Consider the following 12,046-nt stretch of genomic DNA (forward strand, 5'->3'; position numbering starts at 1 on the left):
AGTCGGTCAAAGCTCCCTGATCCGCCCGAAAACGGAGGCCGTTTTGGGGGAGCGGGTGACGCTGTGACCCATAACTCGCAAGGGTCCGTCCGCTCCCGGCCGGCGGCATTTTCTGGGATTGACCCCTGTTCGGTGCGTAGCGAGGCGTTACGCCTCGTGACCATGCTCACATCGCCTTTACATGACTGGTTTTCACTCACAGGGTGATCACAGAATCTGCGCTGTTTGATACGTCGTCACGCGTGGTCCGACTCCGGTCCCGCTTCCAGTGGTCCGGGGGGACTCTGCCGTGTTCGATCGATCCGTGATGGCGCGCCGGGGCCGCCACGCGCGCACCGCGGTGCCGCTCCTCGCCGCGGCACTCCTCGTCGGCCTGCTGCCCGCACGAGCGCTGGCGCTGCCGCCGGACCCCGCGAAGGCGGAGGCCGGGCGCGAGACGGTGGATCTGGAGGCGCTGGAGCAGGACCAGCCCCTGCTCGGGAAGTCGGTCAAGCCCAAGGTGGCCACCCTGCGGGTGGACCTGCCCCAGGAGCAGCTGACCGTTCCGGACAACACGGTCTCCCCGCCCTCCCTGCTGACGGGTCAGGTCGACTTCGGCGCCGGGCCGGCGACACAGCCCTCGGCGCGGAACGCCGTGGCGACGGCCGGCCAGGCGGCGCTCACCCCGGTCCCGAACGTGCCGGTCAGCCTGGGGCAGGCGGCGGACCAACCCAGGCCGACCGGTGTGTGGCACGTCGACATCCCGGACCGCGCAGGCGGCGTCAGCCAGGGAATCGACGGCACCGTCATGGTGGTGCGGGCGCCCGACACCGGTGCGGTGCCCGTCTCGCTGAAGCTCGACTACTCGAAGTTCAGGAGTCTCTACGGGGCCGACTGGGCCACCCGACTGCGGCTCGTCCAGTTCCCCGACTGCTACCTGACCACCCCTGACGACGAGGCGTGCCAGCAGTACGAGGAGCTGGAGACGTCCAACGACACGGCGACCACGTCTCTGACGGCCACCGTCGATCCGGCGGCCGGCGCGGACGTGACGCCGGCAGTGGCGCAGCCCGCCCCGTCCGGCGGAGCCGGAGCGGTCCAGGCGGCCTACCGCCGGACCGCGTCGGTGACCCCGGTGGCGACCGGCCCCGGTACGGCGGTCGTCGCGGCCGTCGACTCCGGCGGCGGTGCCGGCGGCTCCTTCAAGGCCACCCCGTTGGCCTCCGACGGCAAGTGGGAGGCGGGCGGCCCGTCGGGCGCGTTCACCTGGTCCTACCCGGTGACCGTGCCCAGCCCGCCGGCCGGCCCCGCACCCGACATCTCGCTCGACTACAACTCCCAAGCGGTCGACGGCCGGACGGCCGTCTCCTCCGGTCAGGCCTCCTGGATCGGCGAGGGGTGGAACTACGACCCCGGCTACATCGAACGCCGGTACCGGTCCTGTGAGGACGACCGCAAGAAGCTGAACGCCGGCACCCCGAACAACACGGCCAAGAAGGACAAGACGTCCGACCTGTGCTGGGTGTCGTACAACGCCGTGATGTCACTGGGCGGCAGGACGACGGAACTGGTCCGGGACGCGAGCTCCGGCGCCGACCCCGAGAAGTCCACCGAGATCTACCACCTCCAGGAGGACAACGGCACCCGCGTCGAACACCGCGTGGGCGGTGGCAACGACGACAACAACGGTGAGTACTGGGTGGTCACCACCGTCGACGGCACGCAGTACTACTACGGCCTCGACCAGGTCGGTGGCGGGCACGCCGACAGCGACTCGGTCTCGACCGTGCCCGTCTTCGGCAACCACCCCGGCGAGCCGTGCCACGCGGACACCTTCGCGGAGTCGCGCTGCGGTGCCGGCAAGCAGCAGGCATGGCGCTGGGGCCTGGACAAGGTCGTCGACGTCAACGGCAACACGATGATCGTCAACTACAAGCAGGAGACGAACTACTACGCCGTCCGCAAGAAGTTCAAGACGCCCGAGGCGTACGACCGCGCGCAGTACCCGGTCTCGATCGAGTACGGCATGCGCCCGGACAGCCTCACCAAGCCGTCCGCCGTCGTCGAGTTCGGCACCGCGCAGCGCTGCCTGAAGTCCACGACCGCCTGCGACCCCGCCAACTTCGGCAAGACCGGCGACCCGGGCGCCTACCGGCCCTGGTGGGACACCCCCGGCAACCTCAACTGCAAGTCCACCTCCAAGCTCTGCCCCGCCTTCCCGTCCTTCTGGACCCAGCTGCGCCTGGACACCATCACCACCAAGGCCGCCCGCGCCGGCCAGCAGGGTCTGGGCAAGGTGGACACCTACACCCTTCACCAGTCCTTCCCGGAGGACTGGTACGACACCTCGCCCGGCCTGTGGCTGGACTCCGTCACCCGCACCGGTTACGGCCCCGGCGACACCACCGGCACCCCGCAGTCCGAGGAGGGCGTCAGCTTCGCCCCCTACACCGTGGGATCGGCCTCGCCCCTGCGGAGCTGGCTGAAGGACCGGCAGCTGCCCAACCTGGTGCTCTCCGGCAGGAACGATCAACGACCCGGCTTCACCCGCCCGCGCATCGGCACCGTCTCCACCGAGTACGGCGGTGACATCGAGGTCGAGTACACCGGAGGCTGCCGGAGCGAGCCCGCCGAGGACAAGGGCAAGGCCAACGGCACCTGCTACCCGGTGCGCTGGTCACCGGACGGCGACGAGAAGACGCCCGCCAAGGCCTGGTTCAACAAGTACGTCGTGGCCTCGGTGACCGAGACCGACAAGGTCACCTCACACGGGAAACCCGTCGTCACCAAGTACGCCTACGACGGCCCCGCCTGGGCCAGGAGCGACGACGAGTTCACCCGGAGCGCCCTGCGCACGTACAGCGACTGGCGCGGCTACCGGCAGGTCTCGGTCACCAAGGGCAGCAAGTCCGTCCCCGGACCGGGCGAGGTCAACTCCCAGTCGTACTCGGTGACCCGTTACTTCCAGGGCACGGGCGGCGAGGTCAAGGATTCCGGGAAGCAGTACACGCTGCTCGCCGACGACGCACCCCAGTACGCGGGCATGGCCGCGGAGACCATCACCTACCGCGACTCAGCGGGCCCCGTCGTCCGGCGCACGCTGAACTTCCCCTGGTCCAGGCAGATCGCCTCGCGCGCCCGGGAGAACGAGGACGGGACCGACGCGCAACCCCTCGTCGCCTACCGCACGGGCGTCGAGCGCACGGACGACATCCAGACCGTCGACGACGACGGCGGCACGCGGACGGTGCGCACCCGCACCACCGTCGACGGCACCTACGGCCTGCCCCTCCAGGTCGAGACGGCCGTCGCCAAGCCGAACGGAAGCGGTGGCGAGACACTCTCCGACCAGACGTGCAGCGTGACTTCGTACGTCCACAACACGACCGCCTGGCTGATCGGCCTGCCCAAGGAGCAGCGCAGCACCGGCACCTCGTGCGCCGGCTACGCGAACGCCGATCCCGCCACCGAGCTGAAGTCGGCCACGCGGACCAGCTACGACGGACTCGCGTACGGCGCCACGCCGACCAGGGGCAGGGTCACCTCGGTGGCCGAGACCGACGGCGCGGGCACCTCGTACTCCGTCGTCACCGACACGACGTACGACGACCTCGGACGGGTGCGCACGGTCACCAAGCCGGGCGTGGGCACGGAGGAGACCCAGTACACGCCCGAGACCGGCGGCCCGGTCACCGCGATCAAGACGATCAACGCCCGGCAGCAGGCCACCACGACGACCTACGATCCGGGCCGCACCCTGCCGCTCACGGTCACCGACCCCAACGGCCGGGTCGGACGGACCGAGTACGACGGCCTCGGCCGGCTCGTCAAGGGCTGGTCCGCGGCCCGCTCCTCCGGCAGCCAGTCCCCGGACGTCATGGTCGGCTACCAGCCGGCCGTCGCCACGAAGAAGGAGAACCGGCCCGCCGCCGTCACCTTCAAGACGCTCAAGGACGACGGCACGTACGCCAGCCAGATCACCCTCTACGACGGTCTGCTGCGCGTCGTCCAGACCCAGACCGAGGCGCACGGCCCCGGCCGGATCGTCGTGGACACCACCTTCGACGACCACGGCCTCGTGGACGAGGGGACCAATCCCTATCTCGCCGCGGGAGACCCGGAGCCGCAGCTGTTCGCCTCACGGTCCAAGGCGGCGATCCCCAGCTACGTCAAGCACCGCTACGACGGCATGGAGCGCGAGGTCCGTGCATCGGTGTACCAGGCCGGCGACTACAAGTACGCCACCTACACCGACCACGACTTCACCAGCACCTGGGTGAACCCTCCGGGATCCACCACGCCCACCACGCTCACGTCCTTCGACGCCCTCGGCCGGGTCACCGCCGTCAAGCACTACACCAGGAACTCCTCCTCCGCCGAGTCCGGCCGCACGACGCGCTACGCGTACGACGCCCGGGGCTACCGCAGCACGGTGACCGATCCCGCGGGGAACGTCTGGTCGTACGCCTACGACGCCCGCGGCCGGCTCACCTCCAGCACCGACCCCGACACGGGGACGACGAGGACCTGGTACGACAGCGCGGACCGGCCCGAGCGGACGCAGAACGCCCGCTCGCAGGACACCTTCACCGAATACGATCCGCTCGGCCGGGTGCGCTACGTCCGGGAGGGCTCGGCCACCTCCACCCCGGTCCGGGAGTACCAGTACGACGACGCGCCGGGCGGCATCGGCAAGCTGTCCGCCTCCATCCGGCACACCGGCACCGGCGACTACGTCAATCGGATCACCGGCTACGACGCCCTCTACAACCCCACCGGCGCCGAGACGGTCATCCCCGCCAACTCGATGACCACCGGCCTGGCCGGCACCTACTCCTACGCCTACACCTACACCCCGACCGGCAAGCGGCAGACCGTCACGCTGCCCGCCGCCGGCGGCCTGGCCAAGGAGAAGGTCGTCACCCGCTACGACTCCGACGGACTCGCGGAGTCGACCTCGGGCCTGTCCTGGTACGCCTCCGACGTCACGTACTCGCCGTACGGCGAGCCCCTGCGGGTCGTCTCCGGCTCCCAGCCGTCCCGCGTGTGGACGACCAACTTCGTCGACCCGCACACGGGCCGTCTCCAGCGAACGGTCACCGACCTGGAGAGCGCCGGCCCCCGGCACACCACCGACAGCTACTACTCCTACGACGTCTCGGGCACCATCACCTCCAACGCCCGCAAGCTGAGCGAGGCGACCGGCGACACCTGGGACAACCAGTGCTTCACCTACGACGTGCTCGGCGAGCTGGTCCACGCCTGGACGTCCAGCCTCACGCCCGGCCGCGACGGCACCGGCTGCAAGTCGGCGGGCGGCACCACCTGGGGCTACCGCGACGACTACGCCGCATCCTCCGGGCCCGTCGCCGACGCCCCGGACGAGGCCGGCGACACCACCAGCCCTGACAGCGCCCTGTCCGCGAGCCTCGCGGCCACCGCCCCCGACACCGCCACGCTCTCGACCGGCGCCACCGCCTACCGCCAGTCCTTCACCTTCGACTGGCTCGGCAACCGCGCCACCATGACCGACTTCGACACGGCGGACGCGTCGAAGAACGTGTCGTACACCTACCGTTACGGCAAGACGGTCGCCGCGAACGGCACCACGCCGGCCTACCTGAAGCAGCCGCACACCGTCACGAGCATCGCCTCCAGCCCGTCCGGCAAGGGCAGCGTCTACACCTACGACGACAGCGGCAACACCGAGCTGCGGGACCTCGCCACCACCACCCAGCACCTGGTCTGGACTCCCGACAACAAGCTCGACAACATCACCGACGACGGCCGGAAGACGACGTACGTCTACGACGCCGACGGCAACCGCCTGCTGGAGAACTCCCCCTCCGGCTCGACCCTCTACCTGGGCGAGACGGAGCTGACCACGAACGCGACCGGGACGATCACCCTGGCCTCGCGCGCCTACCAGCAGGCGGGCGCCCCCACGGTGGTCCGTACCACGACGAACGGCTCCACGAGCGGCCACAAGCTGAACGTGCTGATCGCCGACCAGGTGGGCACGGCGACCACCAGCGTCGAACTGTCCGCCACCCAGCCGGTCACCCGCCGCGCGTTCAAGCCGTACGGCGAGACCCGCGGGGCCAGACCGGCCGTCTGGCCCAACAGGCGCGGCTACCTCGGCGTGGGCATAGACGACGCGGCCACCGGTCTCACCCACCTGGGCGCCCGCGAGTACGACCAGAGCTCCGGCCGCTTCCTGTCCGCCGACCCGGTGGTGGACATCGCCGACCCCCTTCAGGCCAACGGCTACGCGTACAGCCACAACAGCCCGGTGTCGCAGAGTGACCCGACCGGGCTGCGGGACCTCGTGAAGGAGGAGTCCCTCCACGCCCAGCAGGAGAAGAAGCGCAAGGACCAGATCATCCGGGAGCGGTACACCAAGGCGCACGACACCACGATCATCATGTACCAGGTGTGGCTGAACTTCGTGCAGCCCCGGGGCGGCGGCAAGGTGTATGTCGACCTCCAGCAGACCAGGGGATTCCGCGACTCGCAGAACCACGTCCGTATCAAGGTGGGGAACAAGACCAAGAACGGCTGGATCGACCTTTCCTACTGGACGGACGACACCGTCTACGTCTGGGACGTGAAGAATTTCGGCGGAAAGGTCGAAAAGGACGGTGACGCAGAGGTCAAGAAATATGTGAAGACCCTCCAGGAGAAGCTGGACAGCAATCCCAAGACCAAGCAGATGACCGTGAAGATCGGCTTCGACATGATGCCGCTGAAGGGACCCAACCTGTTCAAGCCGGACGAATGGGTGGACGCGTTCCCGTCGGTGAAGAGCGAAGGGGTCATCGCCTACAAGACGAAGCGCACCAACCGCGACGGCGGACCCGACAAGAACCCGCCGCCGGTCAGGGTGCCCGTTCACGAAAAGGAGCCGTGGTACAAGAAGTTGTCGGACGGCTGGGAAGGCTGGAAGGGCTGGTACCACGACAACGTGACGAACCACGACTGGTCCAAGAGCCCCTGGGACTACGGCGGCACCGACAGTTCTCCGCTGCTGCCGGGGCTTTCGGGCCCGCTGGTAAGCTACTGAACCCCTTCGGCCGAAAGGTTCCGCAGCATTATGAACGTCTCCCTCTTCCCTCTTCCGGAGGGAGAGATCGCCGCCGGATTCGACACGGTCGTCGCACGGTTCTACGACCTGGAGGAGCGGTCCGAGGACGATCCATCGGCTCCCCTGTGCGACCTGGGGGAGGACGGAGACGTCCTGCGGCAGATGCTGGAGCGGGCGGACACCGCAGACCTGGCGGAACTGATGATCTCGGGCGGACGTCTGGTGGGTGACGACGGCGTCGGGACGGTGTGCCTGTCCCTGACGCCGGACGAGGTGACCCGGGTGGACGGCACCCTCTCCGGAATCGACCTGGACGACGTCATGCGCGCGGCGCCGGCGGTGCTGTCGCCGATGTTCCGGGGAGGCGACATCCCCGAGGGTTACGAGGACGGCCTGCGCGACTGTCTGGAAGAACTGCGTGCCGTCTACCGGCTCGCCGCCGGCCAGGGCCTGGCCGTGGCCCAGGTGTTCCAGGGCTGAGGCGGGGAAGAACGGCGGCGGACCGGCCAGGACGGCACTCGCCCCGCGACGACAAGGGCCCCGCCCCCGGTGCGGAACCGGGGGCGGGGCCGTAGCTCAGGCGTGTCCGTGGCTCAGTAGCGGCGCGTGATCAGCGCGCGCTTGACTTCCTGGATCGCCTTCGTGACCTCGATGCCGCGCGGGCAGGCGTCCGTGCAGTTGAAGGTCGTGCGGCAACGCCACACGCCATCACGGTCGTTGAGGATCTCCAGCCGCTGCTCGCCGGCCTCGTCACGCGAGTCGAAGATGAAGCGGTGGGCGTTCACGATCGCGGCCGGACCGAAGTACTGGCCGTCGTTCCAGAACACCGGGCAGGACGAGGTGCAGGCCGCGCACAGGATGCACTTCGTGGTGTCGTCGAAGCGCTCGCGGTCCTCCGGGGACTGGTAGCGCTCCCGGGTGGGCTCGTTCGTCTCCTTGACGACCAGGAACGGCATGACGTCCCGGTACGCCTGGAAGAACGGCTCCATGTCCACGACCAGGTCCTTCAGGACCGTCAGGCCCTTGATGGGCTCGACCGTGATCGGCTTCTCGGGGTTGATGTCCTTGATCAGCGTCTTGCAGGCAAGGCGGTTCTTGCCGTTGATCCGCATCGCGTCCGAGCCGCAGATGCCGTGCGCGCACGAGCGGCGGAAGGTGAGGGTGCCGTCGACGTCCCACTTGATCTTGTGGAGGCCGTCGAGGACCCGCTCCTTGGGGTCGATCTCCAGCTGGAAGTCTTCCCAGGTGGCCTCCGCCGCGACCTCCGGGTTGAACCGGCGGACACGGAAGGTGACCGTGATGTAGGGGGAGTCGGCGAAGCCGGGCTCGGGCTGGCCGGCCGCGTCCGCCTTGTCCAGAACAGGGGTAGCCATCAGTACTTACGCTCCATCGGCTGGTAGCGGGTCTGGACGACCGGCTTGTAGTCGAGACGGACGGTTTCCGAGCCGTCGGCGCCGACCTCGCGGTACGCCATGGTGTGGCGCATGAAGTTGACGTCGTCGCGGTTCGGGTAGTCCTCGCGGTAGTGACCACCGCGGGACTCCTTGCGGGCGAGGGCCGACACCGCCATGACCTCGGCCAGGTCGAGCAGGTTGCCCAGCTCGATCGCCTCCAGCAGGTCCGTGTTGAAACGCTTGCCCTTGTCCTGGATCGCCACGTTCCTGTAGCGCTCCTTGAGCTCGGCGATCTTCTCGACCGCCGTCTTGATCGTCTGCTCGGTGCGGAACACCATGACGTTGGCGTCCATGGTCTCCTGCAGCTCGCGGCGGATCGTCGCCACCCGCTCGTTGCCGGTGGAGGTGCGCAGCCGCTCGATCTGCTCGACGACGAAGGACTCCGGGGCGTCGGGCAGCTCGACGTAGTCGGCCTTCGCCGAGTACTCGGCGGCGGCGATGCCGGCGCGGCGGCCGAAGACGTTGATGTCCAGCAGCGAGTTGGTGCCGAGCCGGTTGGCGCCGTGCACGGACACGCAGGCGACCTCGCCGGCCGCGTACAGGCCCGGGACGACCGTGGTGTTGTCCGCCAGGACCTCGCCCATCACGTTCGTCGGGATGCCGCCCATCGCGTAGTGCGCGGTCGGCTGGATCGGGATCGGGTCCGTGTACGGCTCGATGCCGAGGTAGGTCCGCGCGAACTCGGTGATGTCCGGCAGCTTGGCGTCCAGCTGCTCCGGCGGCAGGTGGGTCAGGTCCAGGTAGACGTGGTCGCCCTCGGGACCACAGCCACGGCCCTCGCGGATCTCCGTGTAGATGGAGCGGGACACGACGTCGCGGGACGCCAGGTCCTTCATGACGGGAGCGTACTTCTCCATGAAGCGCTCGCCGTCCTTGTTGCGCAGGATGCCGCCCTCACCGCGGGCGCCCTCGGTGAGCAGGATGCCCATGCGCCAGATGCCGGTCGGGTGGAACTGGAAGAACTCCATGTCCTCCAGCGGCAGGCCGCGCCGGTAGACCGCCGCCTGGCCGTCACCGGTCAGCGTGTGGGCGTTCGACGTCACCTTGAAGAACTTGCCGGTGCCGCCGGAGGCGTAGATGACGGCCTTGGCCTGGAAGACGTGGATCTCACCGGTGGCGAGTTCGTAGGCCACCACGCCGGCCGACCGCTTGACGCCGTCGACCTCGGTGATCAGCTGGTCCAGGACGTAGAACTCGTTGAAGAACTCCACGCCCTCCTTGACGCAGTTCTGGTACAGCGTCTGGAGGATCATGTGGCCGGTGCGGTCCGCGGCGTAGCAGGACCGGCGGACCGGGGCCTCGCCGTGGTTGCGGCTGTGACCGCCGAAGCGGCGCTGGTCGATGGTGCCGTTCGGCGTCCGGTTGAACGGCAGGCCCATCTTCTCCAGGTCGAGGACGGCGTCGATGGCCTCCTTCGCCAGGATCTCGGCGGCGTCCTGGTCGACCAGGTAGTCACCGCCCTTGACCGTGTCGAAGGTGTGCCACTCCCAGTTGTCCTCCTCCACGTTGGCCAGCGCGGCGGCCATGCCGCCCTGCGCGGCGCCCGTGTGGGAGCGGGTGGGGTAGAGCTTGGTCAGGACCGCGGTGCGGCTGCGCTTCGTCGCCTCGATGGCGGCACGCATGCCCGCGCCGCCGGCGCCGACGATGACGGTGTCGTACTTGTGGATCTTCATGTTTCTCGCAGCCCCGTGCCTAGCGGATGTTCGGGTCGAAGGTGAAGATCACCAGCGTGCCCAGCAGGATGGTGAACACCGTGGCGGTGTAGAGCAGGCCCTTCAGCCACAGCCGGCTGTTCGGGCGCTCCGCGTAGTCGTTGATGATCGTGCGCAGGCCGTTGGCGCCGTGCAGCATCGCGAGCCACAGCATCAGCAGGTCCCAGACCTGCCAGAATGGGGACGCCCAGCGGCCGGCCACGAAGGCGAAGCCGATCTTGGAGACGCCGCCGTCCAGCACGAGCTGGATCAGCAGGTGGCCGAGGACGAGGACGACCAGGACGATGCCGGACAGGCGCATGAACAGCCAGGCCGCCAGCTCGAAGTTGCCCCGGGTCGACTTCGGGGACTTCTTGGTCCGCTTGCGCGGCGCCTCGATCAGCGGGGCCGGGTTGTCGACGGTGTAGACGGGGGCGCCCTCGACGGGGCCGACTCCGGACGCGGTGGTTTCAGTGGTGGACATCGGCGTCAGCTCCCAAAGAGAACACGGGCGGCGTGGCCGAGGACCGGGTAGATCGCCCCGGCCATCAGGACGATCCAGACACCCATCACGGTCCAGAACATCTGCTTCTGGTAGCGCGGGCCCTTCGACCAGAAGTCGACGGCGATGACGCGCAGACCGTTGAGCGCGTGGAAGAGGATGGCGGCGACGAGGCCGTACTCCAGCAGCGCGACGATCGGCGTCTTGTACGTGGCTACGACCTTGTCGTAGTCCTCGGGGGAGACACGCACGAGAGCGGTGTCCAGCACGTGAACGAACAGGAAGAAGAAGATGAGGACGCCGGTGACTCGGTGAGCCACCCAGGACCACATTCCTTCCCGGCCGCGGTACAGCGTTCCAGCCGGCACGGAAGAACCCTCCGGGAGCGGGGACTAGGGCCGCGCCGGCTTCACTGTCGGTCGGGCCCGGCCGGGTACGGTCCACCGGCCCTCTGCATGGTATCCACGTGCCGCCGTGCTGCTTACGGGGGGCCTACCGGTGTGATCAAAGTGGCACGCGGTTGGGCTAGCGGGGGCCGCCGGCGGGGCGGGTTCGACTGTCATTTGCCGGGTGCGGGGGTGTTTGTGCTGGTCGCGGCCATATGGCGGCAACCACAAATCGAACAGCGCCCCGCGCCGCTGAGCAGGGCCAGCAGCCGGCCCCGTGCGAGGCGGCGGAGCTCGTCCGCCGCCACCACCCGTTCTTCCTCGGGATCGTTCGCCAATCGTGACCGGATCGCTTCGAGGATGTGGTCGATGACCTCGTCCGGCGCGACGTCGCCCGGGTAGATGACGAACGCGTGTCCGAATCGGGCCTCGTACGCGGCGTGCGCGGCGCCCAGGGCCATGTGGGCCGCCGAGTAGGTGTCCTCGGGAAGCTCGGGGAGGGACTCGCCGGCCAGGGCCTCGGCCAGATCGCCGGGGGAGAGGTCGTACGCCGCCTCGTCCGCGGCGGCCAGCAGGGCGTCCAGGTCCGGGTAGGGGCGGTGGTCGGCGATCCGGCGCGACCAGCGCAGGCTGTGCAGGCAGTGCAGGAGGAGGGCGCGGGCCTCGTCCGCGGGCGCGGTGTTGAAGGCGTCGAGGGGTGTGGGGAGATACGGCAGGCGGTGGGCGGGCAGCGTGGGTCCTCGCGTCACGGGTGGTGTGGCAGGGGATGCTGTGAAAAGTGTGGCCTCAGGTTATCGAGAGTGGTCACGCTGTGTCCGAGGGATGCCTGAAATTCACCCGGACGGGAGAGTTTCAGAACGCTTGGATGACAGCTGGGCGGTCGATCGGTCGTACGTTGGCAGGGTGATCCAGCACAGGCACAGGCGCCGGGGCGGTCCGGCGCGGCAGGT

7 protein-coding genes are annotated in these 12,046 nt (G+C 68.9%); 2 read left to right on the forward strand and 5 right to left on the reverse strand.

What is annotated here, in order from left to right:
• Positions 1–307: 307 nt before the first annotated feature.
• Together AB0947_RS04020 and AB0947_RS04025 are read left to right on the forward strand one after the other, a co-directional pair.
• Entirely contained in the window at positions 308–7,042 is a 6,735-nt protein-coding gene (locus AB0947_RS04020) for an RHS repeat-associated core domain-containing protein (RefSeq protein WP_366748800.1), read from the forward strand.
• A 30-nt stretch (positions 7,043–7,072) separates the two neighbouring features.
• Positions 7,073–7,543 carry a DUF1877 family protein gene (locus tag AB0947_RS04025; protein ID WP_366748663.1) on the forward strand — a complete coding sequence of 157 codons (471 nt, stop codon included), beginning with the start codon at positions 7,073–7,075 and terminating at the stop codon, positions 7,541–7,543.
• Between the two features lie 113 nt (positions 7,544–7,656).
• On the opposite strand, the gene AB0947_RS04030 is transcribed toward AB0947_RS04025, so the two are convergent.
• The 5 genes from AB0947_RS04030 to AB0947_RS04050 form a co-directional block, all read right to left on the reverse strand.
• On the reverse strand, positions 7,657–8,436 hold the full coding sequence (locus AB0947_RS04030) for a succinate dehydrogenase iron-sulfur subunit (RefSeq protein WP_366748664.1): 780 nt from the start codon (positions 8,434–8,436) through the stop codon (positions 7,657–7,659).
• On the reverse strand, positions 8,436–10,190 hold the full coding sequence (gene sdhA, locus AB0947_RS04035) for a succinate dehydrogenase flavoprotein subunit (RefSeq protein ID WP_171153439.1): 1,755 nt from the start codon (positions 10,188–10,190) through the stop codon (positions 8,436–8,438). The genes AB0947_RS04030 and sdhA overlap by 1 nt, the downstream gene beginning before the upstream one ends.
• A 19-nt stretch (positions 10,191–10,209) precedes the next feature.
• A complete protein-coding gene (locus AB0947_RS04040; RefSeq protein WP_171153437.1) occupies positions 10,210–10,692 on the reverse strand; it encodes a succinate dehydrogenase hydrophobic membrane anchor subunit in 483 nt (160 codons plus the stop codon).
• A 5-nt stretch (positions 10,693–10,697) separates the two neighbouring features.
• Positions 10,698–11,078: a succinate dehydrogenase, cytochrome b556 subunit gene (gene sdhC, locus AB0947_RS04045; protein ID WP_037856824.1), complete on the reverse strand. Its 381-nt coding sequence runs from the start codon at positions 11,076–11,078 to the stop codon at positions 10,698–10,700.
• Between the two features lie 191 nt (positions 11,079–11,269).
• On the reverse strand, positions 11,270–11,845 hold the full coding sequence (locus AB0947_RS04050) for a 2-oxo-4-hydroxy-4-carboxy-5-ureidoimidazoline decarboxylase (RefSeq protein ID WP_366748665.1): 576 nt from the start codon (positions 11,843–11,845) through the stop codon (positions 11,270–11,272).
• Positions 11,846–12,046 lie beyond the last annotated feature (201 nt).

It is taken from the genome of Streptomyces sp. NPDC047841 (assembly GCF_040704085.1).
Classification (GTDB): domain Bacteria; phylum Actinomycetota; class Actinomycetes; order Streptomycetales; family Streptomycetaceae; genus Streptomyces; species Streptomyces argyrophylli.

Bases quoted from the DNA above. Each gene is read 5' to 3' on its own strand.
- AB0947_RS04025 (WP_366748663.1), top strand. From the start codon at position 7,073: ATGAACGTCTCCCTCTTCCCTCTTCCGGAGGGAGAGATCGCCGCCGGA.
- AB0947_RS04030 (WP_366748664.1), bottom strand. From the start codon at position 8,436: ATGGCTACCCCTGTTCTGGACAAGGCGGACGCGGCCGGCCAGCCCGAG.
- sdhA (WP_171153439.1), bottom strand. From the start codon at position 10,190: ATGAAGATCCACAAGTACGACACCGTCATCGTCGGCGCCGGCGGCGCG.
- AB0947_RS04020 (WP_366748800.1), top strand. From the start codon at position 308: ATGGCGCGCCGGGGCCGCCACGCGCGCACCGCGGTGCCGCTCCTCGCC.
- AB0947_RS04040 (WP_171153437.1), bottom strand. From the start codon at position 10,692: ATGTCCACCACTGAAACCACCGCGTCCGGAGTCGGCCCCGTCGAGGGC.